The organism is Shinella sp. AETb1-6 (genome assembly GCF_009826875.1).
Classification (GTDB): domain Bacteria; phylum Pseudomonadota; class Alphaproteobacteria; order Rhizobiales; family Rhizobiaceae; genus Shinella; species Shinella sumterensis.
The window spans coordinates 154551-175084 of record NZ_WUMM01000010.1; the positions used below are offsets into that span (position 1 = coordinate 154551).

Genomic DNA, 20534 nt, shown 5'->3' on the forward strand with positions numbered 1-20534 from the left:
ACCTGACATGGCGGCGCCGTCTTTCGGCGCGCTACTGCATGCGCAGAACGTCGTTCCATCGGGCAATGAGCCGCGCCCGCTTCACCTGGTCGAGATAAACCATCAGGCCGGGACTGACCGGCACGGGCTTGAGCTGCGCGCCGAGCAGCGCCCGCATGGTGCGCGCGGTGTTGGAACCGGAAACCTCCGGGCTGACGGCCGCGATCTGCAATTCGCGCGACAGGATTTCCTGCCCCTCCTTCGACATGAAGAAGGCAAGGTAGCGCCGGCCGAGTTCCGGAGACGCCGCCGCCTGCGGCACGAGGCCGATGCGCGACATGACGACGGTATAGTCCTTCGGCAGCACGATACCGACATTGGGATTGCGCGAGGCCCAGTCCGCCGCATAGGAGCCCAGAATGTTGTAGCCGAGCACGAACCGCCCGTCCGCCACACGTTCGAGAATGGCCGAGCTGGTGGAGTAGAGCTTGACGCCGGCCGCGCCCATCGCCCGGATGACCGTCCAGATATCGCCGAACTGCTCCTGGTCGCGTGCCATGAAGAGAAAGCCCACGCCCGAGCGCTCGATATCGTAGGTGCCGATCCGGCCATAGACCGCTTCGCCTTCGCTCTTCAGGTATGCGACGAACTCAGCACGCGAGGCGGGCGGCTTGCGGCCCTTGAAGCTCGGCTTGTGGTAGACGAAGACGGCCGGCTCGAAGGTCAAGGCATAGGCCGTGTTGCGCCAGTTCGCCCATTGCGGCCATTGCTCGCTCATCGGCAGGTAGCTGCGCTGGGCATAGCCGTCATTGCTCAGCTTCACCTGCAGGTCCATGGCCGAGGAGAAGGCAAAGTCGGCGGTCTTCCGGCCGGCATCGGTCTCATGCACGATGCGGTCATGCACCTCGCCGGTCAGCATTTCCTCATAGCGCACCGCCACATCCGGATTGGCCGCCTGGAAGCCCTCGATCATCGGCCGGGCGAGCGGCTCGTCGAGCGAGGAATAGACGACGAGAACCGGGGCATCCGCATTGCCGTCCCGGGCCGGAAACACCGTGCCCTCCGCGAAGGCGCGCGGCATCATGGCAAGCAGCATCAGGAAGGCGAGGACAAGGCGCATCGCGAGACCTTGCCAAAGCGCAAGGCCGTTCACAAGTCCGCCGCCGCCCGCTACGTTGGCCGCGGGAGGACAAAACGTGCGTATTCTGCTGGTCGAGGACAACGAAGCCCTGGCGGACGGCCTGTCCGCGATCCTCAAGGGCACCGGTCATGCCGTGGATGTGGTGCGCGACGGTGCATCCGCCGATGCGGCCATCGCAACGGAAAACTTCGATCTCGTCGTGCTCGACCTGACCCTGCCGGAAATGGACGGGCTCGACGTTCTCCGCTCCATGCGCGCGCGCCAGAACAAGGCGGCCGTGATGATCCTCACCGCCCGCGGCGCGCCGGAGGAACGGGTGCGCGGGCTCGATCTCGGCGCCGACGACTACATGATCAAGCCTTTCGACATCTCGGAATTCGAGGCGCGCGTGCGCATGCTGCTGCGCCGCCAGGCCGGGCTGCGGTCCGCCGCCGTCACCTATGGCGGCGTGGCGTTCGACCTCAATTCCCGCACCTTTTCCGCCGATGGCGCACCGCTCGACATTCCCGCCCGTGAGCTCGGGCTGCTCGAAATCCTCTTCCTGCGCGCCGGCAAGGTGGTCGCCAAGGAGGCGATCATGCAGTCGCTTGCCGCCTTCGACGACGATCTCTCGGCCAATGCCATCGAGCAATATGTTAGCCGGCTCAGGAAACGGCTCGCACCGCATGGCCTGACGGTGCGCACGGCCCGCGGCATCGGCTACTATCTCGACAAGGCGACGGTCGCTTGACGCTCCTGCCCCCCTCCTCACTGCGCCGCCGCCTGCTGGCCTGGCTGCTCGTTTCGACGGCGGTGATCGGCGTCATCGCCCTGGTCGACACCTACCGCGAGGCGGTGAAAACGGCGAATTCCGTCTCCGACCGCGTGCTCGCCGGCTCCGCGCTTGCCATCGCCGAACGTGTCGTGGTGACGGAAAACGGCGCGCTGGAGGTGGACATTCCCTATGTCGCGCTGGAAATGCTCACCTCGGCGGCGCAGGACCGCGTCTTCTACCGCGTGGACGGGCCGCCCGGCCAGTTCATCACCGGCTACCAGAACCTGCCGACCATTCCCCAGGCGGAAGGCCAGTCGATAGGCTTTGCGGATGCCACCTTCCGCGGCGAGCCGATCCGCATCGCCGTGCTTCACCGATCGGCCTCGACAGGCATCAATTCCGTGCCCTTCGCGGTCACTGTCGCCGAAACCACCATCGCGCGCCGGCAACTGACGCAGGCCATCCTCATCCGCTCGGCGCTGCGTCTTGCCATGATGATCGCAGGCGCGGCGGCCATCGTGTGGATTGCGGTCACCGTGTCGCTGCGGCCGCTCTATCGCCTGAGCGATGCCATCGCCGAGCGCAGCCCCGATGATCTCCACCCCATCGAGCAGCGCGTGCCGAGCGAGGTGCAGGGGCTGGTCGACACGGTCAATTCCTTCATGGTGCGCCTGCAATCCGCGCTCGATGCGCTGCGCCATTTTTCCGGCAATGCCAGCCACCAGCTGCGTACGCCGCTCGCCATCATCCGCACCCAGCTCGCGCTGGCGAGCCGTGCCGCGACGCTGGAGGAGGCCCAGGAGGCCGCGCGCAAGGGCGATGCCGCCGTCGCCCATGCCGAACGCATCCTCGCCCAGCTTCTCCTGATGGCCAAGGTCGACGCCGCCGGTTCGAACGAGCCGCGCCGCCCCGCGCCGATCGATATCGCCGCCCTCGCCCAGCAACTCACCGCCGACCGCGTGCCCTCGGCGGCCGAAGCCGGCATCGATCTCGGCTATGAGGGTGACGGTCCCGTTCTCGCCCGCGCCGAGCCGTTGCTGTTCGGCGAACTGCTGCGCAACCTCGTGGAAAACGCCATCGCCTATGCCGGGCGCGGCGCGGAGGTCACGGTCAGCGTTCGCCAGGTGGCGGATACGGCGCTTCTTGCCGTGGAGGACAACGGCCCCGGCATTCCGCCCGAACGCCGTCCGCTGGTGCGCCAGCGGTTCTCGCGCGGCGAACACCGCGATGCGCCGGGCATGGGGCTCGGCCTGCCGATCGTCGAGGAGATCGCGGCACTGTTCGACGCGGCGGTTACGCTGGAAAGCGGCGAAAACGATCGCGGGCTGCGGGTGACGGTGCGCTTCCCGGTGGCAGCCGGCTAGGCCTTGCGCCAGCCGAAGAGGCCGGGCGCCGCGTGCCAGACGGCCTGGACGGCAAAGCCCATGAAGAGCAGGCCCGACAGGCGCACGATGGCGAGTTCATGGCGGCGATAGAAGCGCCGCACCAGGCCCGCGCCGATGATCCCGATCAGAATGACATCGGCGAAGAGGAAGCCGAAGAAGGACACGCCGAGCAAAGCCGGCAGCGCGGAAAAATCGAGCGCGTTGGAGGACCCCGCCAGCAGCGCCGTGAACGTGGCCAGCGCGACCGGATAGCCCTTCGGATTGGTGAGCCCGAAGACGAGCCCGCGCCGCAGCGGCCGCTCCACCGTCATCACGGCACTGCCGTCCTGCCTTGGCTTCGCCCGCAGAGCCGACCAGCCGATCCATGCCAGATAGAAGCCGCACAGAAGACCGAGCACGTCGAACACCGTCGTGCCGATCGTTCTGGCGCCCACGATGGCCACCAGCGCCAGCGCCGACCAGAGCAGGTCGCCCGCCAGATGCCCTCCCATGAAGAGCGCGCCCGCCTTGCGCCCCTGCCCCGCGCCGATACCGAGAAGCGCGAGGAAAGCCGGTCCGGGAATGAGCACGTAGAGAAGGGCGGCCATAAAGGCGCCGAAGAACATCGTGGCTGTCATGGTTGCCCCCAAAGAGATGGTCCAATCTCCGGGCATTCAGGGGATTCGTCAAGATGGGCGCGAAACGCCTCGCCTTCGCGCTGCAAGGCAGCCATGCAAAGGAAAACCGGCTTTCCCGGTTGCGGCAAACCCTGTGAAATCGTAAGCAAGGCTTACAATATACATTGGAAAGCGGTCATGTCGTCCCGTCCCGATCCCGATGCGCTCGGCTTCGTCCTCATCGATGTCGCGCGCATGTTGAGAAGTGCCTTCGAGCGGCGCATCGCCTCCGCCGGTCTCGGCCTCACGCCGGGCGAGGCCCGCACGCTCGTCCGCATCGCCTCGCTCGAAGGCAGCCGCCAGTTCGATATCGCCCGGCGCATGGGCATCGAACCGATGACGCTCTCCACCTATCTGGACCGCCTCCAGAGCCTCGGCCTCATCGAACGGCGGCCCGATCCGGCCGACCGGCGCGCCAAGCTGATCTTCACCACCCCCGCCGCCAGCGCCCTGATAACGGGCATCCGCACGGAACAGCTCGATCTTATGCAGCAGGTGACGAGCGGCATCGGCGCAGACGAGCTGGCGCAGATCCATGGCCGCCTGAAGCTTCTGCGCGCCAACCTCTCGGCTCTGGAAGAAGACGACGCCGCCCTGACGCTTGCCCGGGAGACCGGACGATGACCCGGGCCCGCATGAGCGAGCGCCGCACCTCCATCATCAGCGCCTTCCTGGTCGCCATCGGCCCCGTCTCCATGGCGCTCTATACGCCCGCCATGCCGGAGCTGGTGCACGCCTTTGCCTCGACCGAATCGGCGATCAAGCTGACGCTCTCCTTCTATTTCGCGGGCTTCGCGCTCTCGCAGCTGGTGTCCGGCACCATGTCCGACGTGCTCGGACGGCGAAAGACGACGCTGATCTTCCTGTCCGTCTACCTCATCGGCAGCCTGATGGCGGCTTTCGCGCCGACGGTGGACGTGCTGCTGGCCGGCCGCCTCGTGCAGGGCATCGGCGTTTCGGTCGGCACGACCGTCTCGCGCGCCATCGTGCGCGACCAGTTCACCGGCAGCGAGGCCGCCCGCATCATGAACATGGTGGGCATGATGCTGGCCATCGGCCCGGCCGTGTCGCCGACGCTCGGCGGTTTCGCGCTCGGCCTGTTCGGCTGGCAGTCGATCTTCTTCCTGATGGTGGGCTTCGCGCTGTCGGCCTGCGGCATCGTCTATTTCTGCATGGCCGAGACGACGACGCCCGATCCCGCCCGGGGCCATATCCGGCCGATCCTGAGCGCCTACCGCACCATCGCCACCAGCCCGCGCTTTCTGTCGGCGACATTGGTGATAGCGGGCGCGCTGGGCGCCCTTTACGGCCAGGCGACCATGCTGCCCTTCATTCTCATCGGTCGCGTCGGGCTGACACCCACCCAGTTCGGCGTCGGCATGCTCATGCAATCCGGCTTCTTCTTCCTCGGCACCGTCGCCGTGCGGCTCCTGATGCGCCGCCTCACGCCGAACCGGATCGTCATCGCAGGCCTCTGTTCCATCGGCACCGCGAGCATCCTCATCGTGCTGGCATCACATGCGCTGTCGCAACCGACCTTTCTCAGCGTCATGGGCCCGGTCGGCCTCTATGCCTTCGGCATCGCCTTCGTCATGCCCTACATGATGACCGCCGCCATGGAGCCCTTCCCCCATATTGCCGGCTCCGCGTCCGCCGCGATGGGCTTTATCCAGATGGGCTCCGGCTTCCTCGCCGGCGTGATCGCCGCCGCCATCGGCAAACCGCTCTTCGCCTTCGGCATCATCATCCCGTCCATGGGTCTCATGGCGGTTCTGGCCTATGCCTGGCATCGCGCGGTCTGCGCGCGCGAGCGGAGCCTTGCGGGCAAAACCGCAGCCGTAAAACCCGCGGAATGAAAAAGCCCGCCGCCGTTTCCGGCAGCGGGCCTTGTCTTCAATGCCTGAAAATCAGCCGCGCTTGTTGCGGGCGGCGAGCGTGCGCAGGCGCAGCGCATTCAGCTTGATGAAGCCGGCGGCGTCCTTCTGGTCGTAGGCGCCCTGGTCGTCCTCGAAGGTGACGAGCTTGTCGGAATAGAGCGACTTGTCCGATTCACGGCCGATCACCATGACGTTGCCCTTGTAGAGCTTCAGCGTCACTTCGCCCTCGACATGGGTCTGGCTCTTGTCGATCAGCGCCTGCAGCATCTCGCGCTCCGGCGAGAACCAGAAGCCGTAATAGATGAGTTCCGCATAGCGCGGCATCAGCTCGTCCTTGAGATGCGCGGCGCCGCGGTCGAGCGTGATGCTCTCGATGGCGCGGTGCGCGGCAAGCAGGATCGTGCCGCCGGGCGTCTCGTAGACACCGCGCGACTTCATGCCGACGAAGCGGTTCTCGACGAGGTCGAGACGGCCGATGCCGTTGTCGCGGCCATAGGTGTTGAGTGCGGCCAGCAGCGTGGCCGGCGACATGCGCACGCCGTTGATGGAGACGGCATCGCCGCGCTCGAAGCCGACCTTGATGATGGTCGCCTTGTCGGGTGCGGCTTCCGGCGAAATGGTGCGCATATGCACATATTCGGGGGCTTCGATGGCCGGATCTTCCAGAACCTTGCCCTCGGAGGAGGAGTGCAGGAGGTTGGCGTCGACGGAGAACGGCGCTTCGCCCTTCTTGTCCTTGGCGACGGGGATCTGATGCTGCTCGGCGAATTCGAGCAGGTGCGTGCGGCTCTTGAACGACCAGTCGCGCCAGGGGGCGATAATCTTGATGTCGGGGTTCAGCGCATAGGCCGAAAGCTCGAAGCGGACCTGGTCGTTGCCCTTGCCGGTCGCGCCATGCGCGATGGCGTCGGCGCCGGTCTTTGCGGCGATCTCGATCAGGTGCTTGGAGATCAGAGGGCGGGCGATCGACGTGCCGAGCAGGTAGACGCCTTCATAGACCGCATTGGCACGGAACATCGGGAAGACGAAATCGCGCACGAATTCCTCGCGCACGTCCTCGATGAAGATCTCCTTGATGCCGAGCATCTCCGCCTTCTTGCGCGCCGGCTCCAGCTCTTCGCCCTGGCCGAGGTCGGCCGTGAACGTCACGACTTCCGCGTTGAGTTCGGTCTGAAGCCACTTCAGGATGATCGAGGTATCGAGGCCGCCGGAATAGGCCAGCACGACTTTCTTTACGTCTTTATGTGATGCCATGATGATGAGGTCCGTTGCATGAGGGACGCCGCAAACCCGCGAAGGCCCGGTTTCGCGGGCACTTTTAGCGAGATTGGCGCGTGACGCAAGGGCGATGCCCGCCGCATCCTGCCGCAAGCAGGGTTTGACGCCGCCGCGGGCGACCCCATATTGCGCAGACAGGACCATGGAAGGGGATGAACCCATGACCGACCTCAAGGACATCATCAAGGAAGCCAATGTCGCCGTCATCACCGGCGGCGCCTCCGGGATCGGCCTTGCCGCCGCGCGGCGCTTTGCCGAGGCCGGCATGTTCGTGACGATCGCCGACCGCAATGCCGGCCAGCTTGCCGAAGCGCGTGCCGAACTCGAAGCCATTGCCGGCGAAGCCAACATCATGGCGGTGGAGACCGACGTCGCCCACCGCCACGAGCTGGAAGCGCTGGAACGCGCCGTCCAGCAGCGTTTCGCCCGCGTTCATGTGCTGATGAACAATGCCGGCATCCAGCCGGACACATCGATCTTCAGCGCCGAAGCCAACTGGGACCACATCCTCGCCGTCAACCTGATGGGCGTCATCCACGGCACGCAGGTCTTCGGGCCCAACATGCTGGCCCATGGCGAGCCCGGGCTGATCATCAACACCGGTTCCAAGCAGGGCATCACCACGCCGCCCGGCAATCCCGCGTATAATGTCTCCAAATCCGGCGTGAAGGTCTTCACCGAGGCGCTGCAGCACGAGCTGCGCAACACCGAGGGTGTGAGGCTTTCCGCCCATCTCCTCATCCCCGGCTTCGTCTATACCGCGCTCACGAAGGGCGACCGCACGGAAAAGCCGGATGCCGCCTGGACACCGGCGCAGACCGTCGATTTCATGATGGAAAGCCTCGAACGCGGCGATTTCTATATCCTCTGCCCCGATAACGACGTGCCGCGCGCGCTCGACGAACGTCGCATGGCATGGGCGATCGGCGACGTCATCGAAAACCGCCCGCCGCTGTCGCGCTGGCACCCCGACTACGCGGAGAAATTTCGCGCCTTCGTGGAAGAAACGTAACGGGCCATAACAAGCTTTGATTGGTAATCGGCGGAAAGCCGGATAAGAGTTTTCGACCTTTCCGGCTTTCGAGACCCTTGCCATGGACTTCCTGCCCACGCTCCCGACACTGCTCGCCTTTTCCGCGGCAAGCCTGCTGCTCGCCGCCACGCCCGGCCCCGACATGACATTGTCGATCAGCCGGGCGCTGTCGCAGGGCCGCGGCGCCGCGCTGTTCGTCGTTCTGGGCACGGGGCTCGGCATCTGCGTGCACACGCTGCTCGTGGCTTTCGGCATCGCGGCCCTCATCACCGCCTCGCCCACCGCCTTCATGATCCTCAAGACCGGCGGCGCGGCCTACCTGCTGTGGCTTGCCGTGCAGGCCATCCGCCACGGTTCGAACTTCACGGTGAAGGCCACGACGGGCCCGCGCGGCACCGCACTCGCCAACATCTCGACGGGCTTCTGGGTGAACCTGCTCAATCCCAAGGTCATCATCTTCTTCATGACCTTCCTGCCGCAGTTCGTCTCGGCGGGCGACCCGCACGTCACCGGCAAGCTCATCTTCTTCGGCGTCTTCTTCATCCTGATCGGCATGCCGGTCAACGCCATGGTCGTGCTGGCCGCAGACAAGCTCGCCGCCTGGCTTCAGCAAAACCCGAAGGTGCTGCGCGGCATCGACTACACCTTCGCCGGCGTCTTCTCGGTCTTCGCGATGAAGATCTTCCTCACGCAGGCGCGCTGACGCGAAGGGCGAACCGCCTGTTGCAGATCCCTCAGCCGATCAGCAGGGCGTCGTCATCCAGCGTCTGGCCGCGCATCTTGCGGAACATCGCGATGAGATCCTCGACCTGCAGCGTCTTGCGGCTGTCGCCGGCCACATCCAGCACGATCTCGCCGCCGTGCAGCATCACCGTGCGGTGGCCGTAGTCGAGGGCCTGGCGCATGGAATGCGTCACCATCAGCGTCGTCAGCTTGCGCTCGGAAACGATCTTCTGCGTGAGGGTCATGATGAACTCGGCCATGCCCGGATCGAGCGCCGCCGTATGTTCGTCGAGCAGCAGCACGTCGGAACCGGCAAGCGTGGCCATGACGAGCGAGACCGCCTGACGCTGGCCGCCGGAGAGCAGGTCCATGCGGTCGCGCATGCGGTTCTCAAGCCCGAGATTGAGCTCGGCGATGCGGTCGCGGAAGAGTGCGCGCCGCTGCGGGCCAAGCGCGGAGGCAAGCCCGCGCCGTTCGCCGCGACGGGCGGCCAGCGCCAGGTTCTCCTCGATCGAGAGCGCGCCGCAGCTTCCCGTCAGCGGATCCTGGAAGACGCGCGCGACGCGGCCCGCACGGGCGGCCGTGCCCTGCCGCGTGACATCGGCCGTGCCGATCGTCACCTTGCCTTCGGTCGCGATCACGTCGCCGGCGAGAACGCCGAGCAGGGTGGACTTGCCCGCACCGTTGGAGCCGATCACGGTAACGAACTGCCCCTCCTCGATGGTGAGGCTGACGCCGTTCAGCGCCTGCTTCTGCAGCGGCGTGCCCTTGCCGAAGGTGACCTTGATATCGGAAACGGAAATCATCAGGCGGCTCCTCCGCGGCGAAGGCGCGGCAGAACGAGCGCCACGGTGACGAGCAGCGCCGTCACGAAGTTGAGGTCCGAGGCCTGGAGGCCCAGAATATCGGACGACAGCGCGAGCTGGATGGCGATGCGGTAGAGGATCGAGCCGACGACGCAGCCGATCAGCGCGATCAGGATGCCGCGCGCACCGAACAGCGTCTCGCCGATGATGACGGCGGCAAGGCCGACGACGATCGTGCCCACACCCGACGTCACGTCGGCAAAGCCGTTGGTCTGGGCAAACAGCGCGCCGCCGAGCGCGACCAGCGCGTTGGAAAGCGCAATCCCGAGATAGATCTGCTTGTTGGTGTTGACGCCCTGCGCGCGGGCCATGCGGGCGTTAGCCCCGGTCGCGCGCATCGAAAGGCCGGCATCGCTTTCAAGGAAGCGCCAGACGACGATGACCGCGATGACGACGAGGACGCCGACGAACAGCGGGCGGACATAGAAATCCCGCAGGCCATGGCCGAAGAACGGGCTGATCATCGTCTCGGCATTGATCAGCGCGACATTCGGCTTGCCCATCACACGCAGGTTGACGGAGAAGAGCGCGATCATCGTCAGGATCGAGGCGAGCAGGTTGAGAATGCGGAACCGCACGTTCAGCACAGCCGTCACCAGTCCGGCGAGCGCGCCCGCCACCATGGCGACCGCGGCGGCCAGCCACGGATTGACGCCCGCGATGATCAGCACGGCGGCCACGGCGGCCCCCAGCGGAAACGAACCGTCGACCGTCAGGTCGGGAAAGTCCAGCACGCGGAAGGCAAGGTAAACGCCGATCGCGACGAAGGCATAGACCAGCCCCAGTTCGACGGCACCCCAGAAGGCAATCAGGCTCACGGTTCTCGGCTTTCTCTTGGGTCACCTCCCGCACGCATGCGGGTCGGTCCTCTTAACAGATCAACCGCTGCCGGGCGATCCGGCAGCGGTTGATTCCGATTGGCGATGCGCGGGGGGACCCGCGTTTAGTCGATCACGCGGGTCGCGCGGCCGACGACGGCTTCGGGAAGCGTGACGCCCATCTTGGTCGCCGCGCCCTTGTTGACGACGAGATCCGTGCCGGCGGCAACCTTCACGGCGATATCGCCCGGCTGCTCGCCCTTGAGGATGCGCACGACGATGTCGCCCGTCTGCTTGCCCACGTCCTTGTAGTTGAAGCCGAGAGCCGCGATGGCGCCACGCGAGACGGAATCCGTGTCGGCGGTGAAGAGCGGCAGCTTGGCTTCCTCGGCAACGGCGACCGCGCCTTCCAGCGCGGAGATGATCGTATTGTCCGTCGGGATGTAGATCGCGTCGGCACGGCCGACCAGCGCGCGGGCAGCGCCCTGCACTTCGGCGGACTTGGTGGCGGCGGATTCGACGACGGTGAGGCCGGCCTTTTCAGCTTCGGCCTTCAGCACGGCAAGCAGCGAAACCGAGTTCGCCTCACCGGAATTGTAGAGATAGCCGATGGTCTTCGCCTCCGGCAGGATTTCCTTGATCAGCGCCAGATGTTCGGCGACCGGCGACATGTCGGACAGACCCGTCACGTTGCCGCCCGGCTTGTCCATGTCGGTGACGAGCTGTGCGCCGAGCGGATCCGAAACGGCCGTGAAGACCACGGGAATGTCCTTCGTCGCGGACACGACGGCCTGGGCCGACGGCGTGGAAATCGGCACGATCACCGTCGGGTCCTCACCGACGAACTGGCGGGCGATCTGCGCCGCCGTCGCGGGGTTGCCCTGCGCCGACTCGTAGAGGAACTTCAGGTTCTCGCCGTCCTTGTAGCCTGCCGCTTCCAGCGTTTCCTTCACGCCGTCGCGCACCGCATCCAGCGCCGGATGTTCGACGATGGCCGTTACGGCAACAGTGACGTTTTCGGCTTTCGCAGGCAGCGAAAGGGCAAGCGTTGCCGCACAGGCGAGCAAAAGGTGGCGCATGAAGTCTCTCCCTTGAACGAATTTTGGCCTTTCTAGGCAAATCGCCCGGCCAGATCAATTGTCGGACTTCGGTCGTTCAATCACATTTTCTGATGGAATCCTTGGGCCCGCGCAAACCTCAGGACACCTTGCCCTCTTCCGGCTGGTCGGCGGAGTAGCGCATGATGAGCGGCATCTGGGCGAGCGTGAAGACGATGGTGATGGGCATGGTGCCCCAGACCTTGAACGCCACCCAGAAATCGGTCGAGAACGACCGCCAGACGACCTCGTTCAGCACGGCCAGGAAGAGGAAGAACAGGCCCCAGCGCAGCGTCAGCTTGCGCCAGCCCTCGTCGGTGAGCTTGAAGGCGGCATGGAAGACGTAGCCGAGCAGCGACTTGCCGAACAGAAGTCCGCCGAGCAGGATCGCGCCGAACAGCGTGTTGACGATGGTGGGTTTCATCTTGATGAACGTGTCGTTCTGCAGCCAGAGCGTCAGCGCGCCGAAAACGAAGACCACGATGCCCGAGATCAGCGGCATCATCGGCAGCGTGCGCGTCAGGATCCAGGAGACGATGAGCGCGATCGCCGTCGCGGCCATGAAAAGCCCGGTGGCGATGAAGATCGGGCCGCCCATTTCGGCCAGCACGGGAAAGTGCGAGGCCAGCCATTCGCCGCGCGAATTGGCGAAGAAGAACACGACGAGCGGGCCGAGTTCCAGCACCATCTTGAGGAGCGGGCTGACCTTCTCCTCCGTCTTCGCCGGGGCGTCCATCGTTGCCTTGCTCATGCCTGTACTCCTGCAATCGCTTCCGCGAAATCCTTGGCCTCGAAGGGTTCGAGATCGTCGATCCCTTCGCCGACACCGATGAAATAGACAGGCAGCTTGTGTTTGGCGGCAATCGCCACAAGAATGCCGCCGCGGGCCGTACCGTCCAATTTTGTCATGATCAGGCCCGAAACGCCCGCGACGTTGCGGAAAATCTCGACCTGGTTCATGGCGTTCTGGCCGGTCGTGGCATCGAGCGTCTGGAGCACGGTGTGCGGTGCGTCCGGATCGAGCTTGCCGAGCACGCGCACGATCTTCTCCAGTTCCGCCATCAGCTCCGTCTTGTTCTGGAGCCGCCCGGCCGTGTCGATGATCAGCACGTCGCTCTTGCTTTCCTTCGCCCGCTCATAGGCCTCGTAGGCGAGGCCCGCCGCATCGGCGCCGAGCTTGGAGGAAACGATGTCCGAGCCGGTACGCTCCGCCCATATCTTCAGCTGCTCGATGGCCGCCGCACGGAACGTATCACCGGCGGCGAGCATCACCTTGAGGCCCGCGCCGGAGAGTTTTGCGGCAAGCTTGCCGATGGTCGTGGTCTTGCCCGTGCCGTTCACGCCGACGACGAGAATGACATGCGGCTTGTGATTGAGGTCGAGTTCCAGCGGCCTTGCGACCGGCGCGAGCACCTTGGTGATCTCGCTTGCCATGATGCGCGACACGTCGGCGCCCGTCACATCTTTGCCGTAGCGCTCGGATGCCAGCGTATCGGTGATGCGTAGCGCCGTCTCCACGCCGAGATCGGCCTGGATCAGCAGATCCTCCAGATCCTGCAACGTGTCGTCATCAAGCTTGCGCTTGGTGAAGAGGCTGGTGATCTGCCCCGTGAGCTGCGAGGAGGTGCGCGAAAGCCCCTCGCGCAGGCGCTGGAACCACGTGCGCTTCGGCTCCGGCGCCGCGACCTCGGCGACGGGCTTGCTTTCAGCCGTGGCAAAGCCCTTGGGCAGCGCCTTCGGCTCGACTGAAACAACCTCTTCGAGAACGGGATCCTCGGTTGCGACGGCCACGGCCTGCTCTTCGGCAGGCGCAACGCTTTCTTCCGGCTCGAAAACATCCTCGACAGGAGCAACCGGCTCGTCCGCCACGTCGATGTCTTCGCTCGGCGCGTCCGGTTCCTCGTCGGGCGCCGGGTCTTCGATTGCCGCTGCCGGAACGTCGTCCGAAGGTCCGCCCGCCGTTTCCATCTCGGCCGGCGCGACCGGGTCCTTGGCGACCGGCAGGTTCGGCGCATGCGGCAGCGGATAGATATCCGGCTCCGGCTCGTCGGGAACGTGGCTGCCGGCCTCCGGATTGGCGGCCTCGGCCTCGTCGAGCAGCGCGTCGCGCTCTTCCGCCACGACGGGTTCTTCCGTGGCCGGCGCGGGCGCCACCGCCGCATCGTCAGGCACGACGGCGGGAACCTCCGCCTCCGGCTTCTGCTCGGGCGCGGTGTCTTTTCCGAAGGTGAAGATCTTCTTGATGAAGCCGAGGGCCATGAAAGGTGTCCGCTAGTTATGCGAGAAGGCGGTTACGGGCCGCATCGTCAGGTGCTTGCCATTGTGGCCGGTGATCGTCACCGGCACAAGGTCGCGCGGCTTGAGACCCGCGGCATCGACGAGCGTGAAGTTTTCCGTGTGGGCAAGGCCGTTGTTCTCGACGAGGATCATTTCCTCTCTCCCGATCATGGAGACGAGATGGGCCTCGGCGAGCCGTTTTCCAGTCTCGCGCAGGCGCCCCGCGCGCTCCTTGACCAGCGCCCGGTCGAGCTGCGGCATGCGCGCGGCCGGCGTTCCCGGGCGCGGACTATAGGGAAAGACGTGCAGATGCGCGATGCCGCAATCCTCCGCGAGCCGTCCGGCATTGGCGAACATCTCCTCCGTCTCCGTCGGGAAACCGGCGATCATGTCGGCGCCGAAGCTCGCCTCAGGCCGCAGATCGCGCACGCGGTCGCAGAAGGCGCGCGCATCGGCGGCCGAATGGCGGCGCTTCATGCGCTTGAGGATCATGTCGTCGCCATGCTGCAAGGACAGATGCAGATGCGGCATGAAACGCGGCTCGTCGGAAATCAGGTCCCAGAGATGGTCGTCCGCCTCGATGCTGTCGATGGAGGAAAGCCGAAGGCGCCGGATCTCCGGCACCTGCTTCAAAAGCGTCTTGGCAAGCAGGCCGAGGCTCGGTTTTCCGGGCAGGTCGGCGCCGTAGCTGGTCGCGTCCACGCCGGTCAATACGATCTCGCAATAGCCGCCTTCGACGAGCTTGCGCGCCTGCTCCACCACCGCGCCCATCGGCACCGAGCGCGAATTGCCGCGGCCGTAGGGAATGATGCAGAAGGTGCAACGGTGGTCGCAGCCGTTCTGCACCTGCACGAAGGCGCGCACATGGCCGTCGATGAGCTTTACCATCTGCGGCGCGGTTTCCCGCACGCTCATGATGTCGTTGACAACAAGCTTCTCTTCCGCCGAGACGCCGAAATCCGGCAAACGGCGATAGGAGGCGCTTTTCAGCTTCTCCTCGTTGCCGAGCACGGCGTCCACTTCCGGCATGCCGGCGAAGGTTTCGCTTTCGGTCTGCGCGGCGCAGCCGGTGACGATGATGCGGGCGTGCGGATTGTCGCGGCGCGCACGGCGGATTGCCTGCCGCGCCTGGCGCACGGCCTCGCCGGTCACCGCACAGGTGTTCACCAGCACGGCATTGTTCAGCCCCGCCTTCTCGGCTTCCGCACGCATCACTTCCGATTCGTAGGTGTTGAGCCGACAGCCGAAGGTTATGACCTCGACCCCGCTCAAAGGGCGGCCGCCTCGGCGTCATCCCGGCGGAACGCGCCGGTTGCGGGATCAAGCATGCCCGACCACTCCCATTCGGCCGGGCCGGTCATGACGACGTGATCGTCTTCGCGCCATTCGATGGTGAGCTTGCCGCGGTTCGGGCTGCTGGCGACGGTGATCTCCACCGTGCGGCCCGTGCGGCCGGTGCGCGCGCCCGAAACGCCCGCCGAGCAGGCGGCCGAGCCGCAGGCGAGCGTCAGCCCCGCGCCGCGCTCCCAGGTGCGCGTCGTCATCGTGGTCGGCGAGGTCACCTGCGCCAGCGTGATATTCGCCTTTTCCGGAAACATCGGGTGGTTTTCGAGCAGCGGGCCGAAACGGTCGAGATCGAAGCTCATCGGATCGCGGTCGACCCAGAAGATCGCATGCGGATTGCCCATCGACATGACCGAGGGCGAATGCAGCACCGGATCGTCGATCGGCCCGATCTGCAGCTCGATCCGGCTCGTATCGTAGAATTCCTCAGCGAGCGGAATACGGTCCCATTCGAAGACCGGCCTGCCCATGTCGACGGAAATCGTGCCGTCCGCGTGCTCAACGGCGTTCAGGATGCCGGCGACCGTCTGGAAGGTGAAGGCCTTCTTGCCCGTCTCGGCGGCCAGCGCCTGCACCACGCAGCGTGTGCCGTTGCCGCAGGCCTGCGCCCGCGTGCCGTCGCAATTCAGGATATCGATGAAGGCATCGGTGCCGTCGACCTTCGGATCGTGGATCGCCATGATCTGGTCGAAGCGGGTCGCGGGATCGGCATTGAGCGCGATCGCCGCCGCCGGCGTGACGACATCCGGACGCCCGCGCATGTCCACGACCAGGATCATGTTTCCCAGCCCGTTCATTCTTGCGAATTCGACCGTTTCTGTCATTGCGCCTGCCCGATTGGGCCCAAGGTGGCCCGTTGGGCCGTATATGGCGGAAAAGCCCGCGGATTTCCAGTACTTTGCTCAGACGGTGGAGCGGGGAACCTCAAACATCTCGCCGGGCCTCAAAGCGCGAAAACGCTCGCGCCCGATGCCGGCTGCGTCCAGCGCACTTTCCAACGCCGCCAGCGGTTCGTCCACGCCCTCGTTGGTCAGCCGGAACGTGCCCCAATGATGGCCGGCGACAAAGGCCGCCCCGCTCGCTACCATGCCCTGCACCGCCTCATCCGGATTCTGGTGCTGCGGGCGCATGAACCAGCGCGGTTCGTAGGCGCCGAAGGGCAGGTTGGCGAGGCGGATCGGGCCATGCTTCTCGCGGATCGCCCGGTAGTTGATGCCCCGGTGAAAGCCGGTATCGCCGATATGGTAGATCTTACCGCCCGGCGTCTCGATGAGGAAGGCCGACCACAGCGCCATGCGGCGATCGGCCAGCCCCCGCGCCGACCAGTGGTGGCACGGTTCGCAATGGAGCGTCACATCGGCCGTCAAGGGCGCACTGTCGCCCCAGTCCATGGTCGCGACGCGCCCCTTGCCGGCGGCCGGTCCGATGATCCTGTCATTGCCGAGCGGCGTGAAGATCAGGCAATCGTCCCGCCTGGCCAGCGTTTTCAGCGTCGCGAGGTCGAGATGGTCGTAGTGGTTGTGCGTGACGAGCACGACGTCGATCTTCGGCAGGTCGGCGAGCCGGACGCCCGGCGGATTGACGCGCTTGGGCCCGGCAAAGGGCAAGGGGCTCGCCCGGTCGCTCCAGACGGGGTCGGTCAGGATGTTGAGGCCGGCGGTCTGGATCAGGAGGGTGGCATGGCCCACCATGGTCACGACAAGGCGATCACCCTCGACCCGCGCCTCCGGCACGGCCGGCGGAAACGGGCTCGGCCAGTCGGCGGGCCAGGCCACGCGTCCGCCGCCGAATTGCCAGCGCAGCAGCTCGACAAAATTGTTCGGCTCCTCGCCATCGGGATTGAAGAAGCGCGTTCCGTCGAAATGGTCGCTGACGGGACCGTCATAATAGCGGTTCGCCGCCCGGCCCGTGCTCGCGGCCGCGCCGCCCGCAGGCATCGCGAGAGCGCCTATACCGGACCATTTGAGAAATTTGCGACGATTCATCGCCAGAAGATAGGTGCGCGCGCCTTTTGCCGCAACGGCGCGGCGCCGGCTCGCGCAAATGTGACGACGGGCCGGATTTGGCGATGTTTCTTGACTTTGTACCCTTTGTATTGTTAAAGCCGCGCCATCAGCGACAAGTGAGAATGCTTGAAGCCGCCGACCGGGACCCGCGAAGGTATAAAGAGATCCCGGAGGTCAACACCCGACAGCGCGATGCGCCCTCGGGTGCTTTTTGGCTTTGCGTCTTGTTTTCGTCGCCGATAGCACCGACGTTTCCGGCGAACACGGAAACAAGAAGGAAGACGTGATGTTTGAAACACTCCAGGACCGCCTTGGCTCCATTCTGAATGGACTGACAGGCCGTGGCGCGCTTTCCGAGGCCGATGTCTCGGCAGCGCTGCGCGAGGTCCGCCGTGCGCTTCTGGAAGCGGACGTGGCGCTGGAAGTGGTGCGCTCCTTCACCGATGCGGTGCGCGAGAAGGCCGTCGGCGCGGAGATCCTGAAGTCCATCAAGCCCGGCCAGATGGTCGTGAAGCTGGTGCATGACGAGCTCGTGTCGATGCTCGGCGACGAGGGCGTTTCGATCGATCTCAACGCGGCTGCCCCCGTCGTCATCATGATGGTCGGCCTCCAGGGCTCGGGCAAGACGACCACGTCGGGCAAGATCGCCAACCGGCTGACCACGCGCGACAAGAAGAAGGTCCTGATGGCCTCGCTCGACACGCGCCGTCCGGCCGCGCAGGAGCAGCTTCGCCAGCTCGGCGTGCAGACCGGCATCGACACGCTGCCCATCATCGCCGGCCAGTCGCCGACCGATATCGCCGCGCGCGCCGTGCAGGCCGCCAAGCTCGGCGGCCACGATGTCGTCATCCTCGACACCGCCGGCCGCACCCACATCGACGAGCCGCTGATGATCGAGATGGCGGAGATCAAGCGGAAGTCCAATCCGCATGAAATCCTGCTCGTCGCCGATGCGCTGACCGGTCAGGACGCCGTCAACCTCGCCCGCAATTTCGACGAGCGCGTCGGCATCACCGGCCTCGTTCTCACCCGTATGGACGGCGACGGCCGCGGCGGTGCGGCCCTCTCCATGCGCGCCGTCACCGGCAAGCCGATCAAGCTGATCGGCGTCGGCGAGAAGATGGGCGAGCTGGAGGAATTCCACCCCCGCCGCGTCGCCGACCGCATCCTCGGCATGGGCGACATCGTCTCGCTCGTGGAGAAGGCTGCGGAGAACATCGATGCCGAGAAGGCGGCCGCCATGGCCGCCAAGATGGCCAAGGGCAAGTTCGACCTGAACGACCTCGCCGACCAGCTGCGCCAGATGCAGAAGATGGGCGGCATGGGCGGCATCATGGGTATGATGCCCGGCATGGCCGGCATGAAGGACAAGATGTCGGCCGCCGGCCTCGACGACAAGCTGTTCGGCCGCCAGATCGCCATCATCAATTCGATGACCAGGGCCGAGCGCGCCAACCCCGATATCCTCAAGCATTCCCGCAAGAAGCGCATCGCCGCCGGCTCCGGCACCGATGCCTCCGACATCAACAAGCTTCTCAAGATGCACCGCCAGATGGCGGACATGATGAAGATGATGGGCGGCAAGAAGGGCGGCATGATGAAGCAGATGATGGGCGGGCTTGCCGGCAAGATGGGCCTCGGCGGCCTTGGCGGCGGCATGCCGGACCTGTCGAAGATGGACCCCAAGCAGCTCGAGGCGCTGGCCAAGCAGGCCGAGGCCGCCGGCATCAAGCCGGGCAGCATGCCGGGTCTGGGCGGCGGCGGTCTGCCGGGTCTTGGCGGCGGACGCCTTCCCGGTCTCGGCGGCCTTCCGGGCCTGCCCGGCCTGCCGAAGAAGAAGTGAGGGGCTGAGGCATGAGCATCGATCCGAAGATCAAAGAACAGCTGGGCCAGTACCGGCAGTCGATCGACAATATCGACGCCGCCCTCGTGCATATGCTCGCCGAGCGCTTCCGCTGCACCCAGGCGGTGGGCGTGCTGAAGGCGACGCATGAACTGCCGCCGGCCGATCCGGCGCGCGAAGAATACCAGATCGAACGCCTCCGCCGCCTGGCGAAGGACGCCAATCTGGATCCGGATTTCGCGGAGAAGTTCCTGAACTTCATCATCCGCGAGGTGATCCGGCATCATGAAGCCATTGCCGCTGAACACAGCGGTGCAAACCAGAATGCTCCTGCGTAAACCAGGCGCAGGCTCACCACATCGAAGGAGAAAAACATGTCCCTGAAAATTCGTCTCGCCCGCGGTGGTTCCAAGAAGCGTCCGTACTACCAGATCGTTGTTGCCGACGCCCGTTCGCCGCGTGACGGCCGCTTCCTCGACCGCCTCGGCGCCTGGAACCCGATGCTCGCCAAGGACGACGCCAACCGCGTCCAGATCGACGCCGACCGCGCCAAGGAATGGATCGCCAAGGGCGCACAGCCGACCGACCGCGTTGCCCGCTTCCTGGACGACGCCGGCGTTCTGAAGCGCGAAGCCCGCAACAACCCGAACAAGGCAAAGCCGGGCAAGAAGGCCGTCGAGCGCGCCGCCGAGAAGAAGCAGAAGGAAGAAGACGCCGCTGCTGCTGCCGCCGAATAATCGACGGCAAGACCATCTGGAAGCGGGCGGCGTGTCTCATGCCGCCCGTTTTCGTTTGGAGCGCGGCGCGGAACGTCGTAAAGCGTCTTCGCCCGCTCTCATCTGAAACCGGAACGATAGAACGCTCGGAAGCCACCATGGTGAAACTGGAAAATCCCGTCCTCATGGGCAGCATCGGCGCCGCGCAGGGCCTGCGTGGCGAAGTCCGCGTGAAATCCTATACCATCGACCCCACCGCCATCGGCGATTACGGCCACCTGCACACCGAGGACGGCCGGTCCTTCGAGGTTCTGGAAATCCGCGAAGCGAAGAATGTGGTCGTCGTGCGCTTCCGCGGCATCAACGACCGCAACGCCGCCGAGGCGCTGAACGGCCTCGACCTCTATATCGAGCGCGACAATCTGCCGGACGAGGAACTGGACGAGGACGAGTTCTTCTATGCCGATCTCGAAGGGCTGGAAGCCGTCGACGAGAGCGGCCGCAGCCACGGCACTGTCACAGGCATCTTCGATTTCGGCGCCGGCGACTTGCTGGAACTCAAGGGCCCCGGCAAGCGCCCGGTGCTCATCCCCTTCTCCGAAGCCGCCGTGCTGGAGATCGACGTCGTGGGCGGACGCCTGCTGATCGATCCCGTCGCCGCCGGCCTGATAGACGACGAGAAGGACAATGGACCGGGCAGCCGTCGCCGCCGCCCGCCGCTGTCCGACGGCGGTGAATGAC

Annotated in this window: 21 protein-coding genes; 10 read left to right on the forward strand and 11 right to left on the reverse strand. The window is 65.5% G+C overall.

What is annotated here, in order from left to right; all coding sequences use genetic code 11:
• Positions 1-31 precede the first annotated feature (31 nt).
• Positions 32-1075 carry an ABC transporter substrate-binding protein gene (locus tag GR158_RS18315; RefSeq protein WP_160872124.1) on the reverse strand — a complete coding sequence of 348 codons (1044 nt, stop codon included), beginning with the start codon at positions 1073-1075 and terminating at the stop codon, positions 32-34.
• 100 nt (positions 1076-1175) lie between these two features.
• Here GR158_RS18315 and GR158_RS18320 point away from each other — a divergent pair, with 100 nt between their 5' ends.
• Entirely contained in the window at positions 1176-1850 is a 675-nt protein-coding gene (locus GR158_RS18320) for a response regulator transcription factor (protein WP_134649296.1), read from the forward strand.
• A 5-nt stretch (positions 1851-1855) separates the two neighbouring features.
• Positions 1856-3238: a sensor histidine kinase gene (locus GR158_RS18325; protein ID WP_160872125.1), complete on the forward strand. Its 1383-nt coding sequence runs from the start codon at positions 1856-1858 to the stop codon at positions 3236-3238.
• On the opposite strand, the gene GR158_RS18330 is transcribed toward GR158_RS18325, so the two are convergent.
• A complete protein-coding gene (locus GR158_RS18330; protein ID WP_160872089.1) occupies positions 3235-3876 on the reverse strand; it encodes a LysE family translocator in 642 nt (213 codons plus the stop codon). The genes GR158_RS18325 and GR158_RS18330 overlap by 4 nt on opposite strands.
• Positions 3877-4053: 177 nt before the next feature.
• On the opposite strand from GR158_RS18330, the gene GR158_RS18335 reads away from it, so the two are divergent.
• Together GR158_RS18335 and GR158_RS18340 are read left to right on the forward strand one after the other, a co-directional pair.
• A complete protein-coding gene (locus GR158_RS18335) occupies positions 4054-4539 on the forward strand; it encodes a MarR family winged helix-turn-helix transcriptional regulator (RefSeq protein ID WP_134649293.1) in 486 nt (161 codons plus the stop codon).
• Positions 4536-5771: a multidrug effflux MFS transporter gene (locus GR158_RS18340; RefSeq protein ID WP_160872090.1), complete on the forward strand. Its 1236-nt coding sequence runs from the start codon at positions 4536-4538 to the stop codon at positions 5769-5771. Before GR158_RS18335 ends, GR158_RS18340 begins: the two co-directional genes overlap by 4 nt.
• A 51-nt stretch (positions 5772-5822) precedes the next feature.
• Here the strand turns inward: GR158_RS18340 and GR158_RS18345 are convergent, their stop codons facing one another.
• Positions 5823-7046 (reverse strand): argininosuccinate synthase, encoded by a 1224-nt coding sequence (locus tag GR158_RS18345; protein ID WP_160872091.1) that lies wholly within the window; start codon positions 7044-7046, stop codon positions 5823-5825.
• Between the two features lie 184 nt (positions 7047-7230).
• On the opposite strand from GR158_RS18345, the gene GR158_RS18350 reads away from it, so the two are divergent.
• Positions 7231-8082 (forward strand): SDR family NAD(P)-dependent oxidoreductase, encoded by an 852-nt coding sequence (locus tag GR158_RS18350; protein WP_134649290.1) that lies wholly within the window; start codon positions 7231-7233, stop codon positions 8080-8082.
• Between the two features lie 82 nt (positions 8083-8164).
• The gene (locus GR158_RS18355; protein ID WP_134649289.1) at positions 8165-8806 is read left to right on the forward strand and encodes a LysE family translocator; all 642 of its coding nucleotides are present in this window, start codon (positions 8165-8167) and stop codon (positions 8804-8806) included.
• A 31-nt stretch (positions 8807-8837) separates the two neighbouring features.
• Here the strand turns inward: GR158_RS18355 and GR158_RS18360 are convergent, their stop codons facing one another.
• From GR158_RS18360 to GR158_RS18395, 8 genes are all read right to left on the reverse strand, one after another.
• Positions 8838-9632, reverse strand: coding sequence for an ABC transporter ATP-binding protein (locus GR158_RS18360; protein WP_134649288.1), 795 nt, complete (start codon positions 9630-9632; stop codon positions 8838-8840).
• Complete coding sequence (locus GR158_RS18365) at positions 9632-10510, reverse strand: ABC transporter permease (protein ID WP_134649287.1); 879 nt, start codon at positions 10508-10510, stop codon at positions 9632-9634. Before GR158_RS18365 ends, GR158_RS18360 begins: the two co-directional genes overlap by 1 nt.
• A gap of 125 nt (positions 10511-10635) precedes the next feature.
• Positions 10636-11589, reverse strand: a complete 954-nt coding sequence (locus tag GR158_RS18370) for an ABC transporter substrate-binding protein (protein ID WP_160872092.1) — start codon at positions 11587-11589, stop codon at positions 10636-10638.
• A 118-nt stretch (positions 11590-11707) separates the two neighbouring features.
• Entirely contained in the window at positions 11708-12358 is a 651-nt protein-coding gene (locus GR158_RS18375; protein ID WP_371731746.1) for a septation protein A, read from the reverse strand.
• Positions 12355-13866 carry a signal recognition particle-docking protein FtsY gene (ftsY, locus tag GR158_RS18380; RefSeq protein ID WP_160872093.1) on the reverse strand — a complete coding sequence of 504 codons (1512 nt, stop codon included), beginning with the start codon at positions 13864-13866 and terminating at the stop codon, positions 12355-12357. Before ftsY ends, GR158_RS18375 begins: the two co-directional genes overlap by 4 nt.
• Positions 13867-13878: 12 nt before the next feature.
• Complete coding sequence (mtaB, locus tag GR158_RS18385) at positions 13879-15156, reverse strand: tRNA (N(6)-L-threonylcarbamoyladenosine(37)-C(2))-methylthiotransferase MtaB (RefSeq protein ID WP_134649283.1); 1278 nt, start codon at positions 15154-15156, stop codon at positions 13879-13881.
• A complete protein-coding gene (dapF, locus tag GR158_RS18390) occupies positions 15153-16052 on the reverse strand; it encodes a diaminopimelate epimerase (protein ID WP_160872094.1) in 900 nt (299 codons plus the stop codon). The genes mtaB and dapF overlap by 4 nt, the downstream gene beginning before the upstream one ends.
• 78 nt (positions 16053-16130) lie before the next feature.
• The gene (locus tag GR158_RS18395) at positions 16131-17213 is read right to left on the reverse strand and encodes an MBL fold metallo-hydrolase (protein ID WP_160872095.1); all 1083 of its coding nucleotides are present in this window, start codon (positions 17211-17213) and stop codon (positions 16131-16133) included.
• Positions 17214-17520: 307 nt separating this feature from the next.
• Between GR158_RS18395 and ffh the strand changes: the two genes are divergently transcribed.
• From ffh to rimM, 4 genes are all read left to right on the forward strand, one after another.
• Complete coding sequence (gene ffh / locus GR158_RS18400) at positions 17521-19077, forward strand: signal recognition particle protein (protein ID WP_160872096.1); 1557 nt, start codon at positions 17521-17523, stop codon at positions 19075-19077.
• A gap of 11 nt (positions 19078-19088) precedes the next feature.
• On the forward strand, positions 19089-19415 hold the full coding sequence (locus GR158_RS18405) for a chorismate mutase (protein ID WP_134649279.1): 327 nt from the start codon (positions 19089-19091) through the stop codon (positions 19413-19415).
• Positions 19416-19451: 36 nt separating this feature from the next.
• A complete protein-coding gene (gene rpsP, locus GR158_RS18410) occupies positions 19452-19814 on the forward strand; it encodes a 30S ribosomal protein S16 (protein ID WP_134649278.1) in 363 nt (120 codons plus the stop codon).
• 137 nt (positions 19815-19951) lie between these two features.
• Positions 19952-20533 carry a ribosome maturation factor RimM gene (gene rimM / locus GR158_RS18415; protein ID WP_160872097.1) on the forward strand — a complete coding sequence of 194 codons (582 nt, stop codon included), beginning with the start codon at positions 19952-19954 and terminating at the stop codon, positions 20531-20533.
• Position 20534 lies beyond the last annotated feature (1 nt).

Coding starts and splice junctions, on each gene's coding strand:
- dapF (WP_160872094.1), bottom strand. CDS start 16,052: ATGACAGAAACGGTCGAATTCGCAAGAATGAACGGGCTGGGAAACATG.
- GR158_RS18350 (WP_134649290.1), top strand. CDS start 7,231: ATGACCGACCTCAAGGACATCATCAAGGAAGCCAATGTCGCCGTCATC.
- ftsY (WP_160872093.1), bottom strand. CDS start 13,866: ATGGCCCTCGGCTTCATCAAGAAGATCTTCACCTTCGGAAAAGACACC.
- GR158_RS18370 (WP_160872092.1), bottom strand. CDS start 11,589: ATGCGCCACCTTTTGCTCGCCTGTGCGGCAACGCTTGCCCTTTCGCTG.
- GR158_RS18315 (WP_160872124.1), bottom strand. CDS start 1,075: ATGCTGCTTGCCATGATGCCGCGCGCCTTCGCGGAGGGCACGGTGTTT.
- GR158_RS18335 (WP_134649293.1), top strand. CDS start 4,054: ATGTCGTCCCGTCCCGATCCCGATGCGCTCGGCTTCGTCCTCATCGAT.
- GR158_RS18405 (WP_134649279.1), top strand. CDS start 19,089: ATGAGCATCGATCCGAAGATCAAAGAACAGCTGGGCCAGTACCGGCAG.
- GR158_RS18340 (WP_160872090.1), top strand. CDS start 4,536: ATGACCCGGGCCCGCATGAGCGAGCGCCGCACCTCCATCATCAGCGCC.
- GR158_RS18345 (WP_160872091.1), bottom strand. CDS start 7,046: ATGGCATCACATAAAGACGTAAAGAAAGTCGTGCTGGCCTATTCCGGC.
- GR158_RS18355 (WP_134649289.1), top strand. CDS start 8,165: ATGGACTTCCTGCCCACGCTCCCGACACTGCTCGCCTTTTCCGCGGCA.
- GR158_RS18375 (WP_371731746.1), bottom strand. CDS start 12,358: ATGAGCAAGGCAACGATGGACGCCCCGGCGAAGACGGAGGAGAAGGTC.
- GR158_RS18360 (WP_134649288.1), bottom strand. CDS start 9,632: ATGATTTCCGTTTCCGATATCAAGGTCACCTTCGGCAAGGGCACGCCG.
- GR158_RS18330 (WP_160872089.1), bottom strand. CDS start 3,876: ATGACAGCCACGATGTTCTTCGGCGCCTTTATGGCCGCCCTTCTCTAC.
- GR158_RS18395 (WP_160872095.1), bottom strand. CDS start 17,213: ATGAATCGTCGCAAATTTCTCAAATGGTCCGGTATAGGCGCTCTCGCG.
- rimM (WP_160872097.1), top strand. CDS start 19,952: ATGGTGAAACTGGAAAATCCCGTCCTCATGGGCAGCATCGGCGCCGCG.
- ffh (WP_160872096.1), top strand. CDS start 17,521: ATGTTTGAAACACTCCAGGACCGCCTTGGCTCCATTCTGAATGGACTG.
- rpsP (WP_134649278.1), top strand. CDS start 19,452: ATGTCCCTGAAAATTCGTCTCGCCCGCGGTGGTTCCAAGAAGCGTCCG.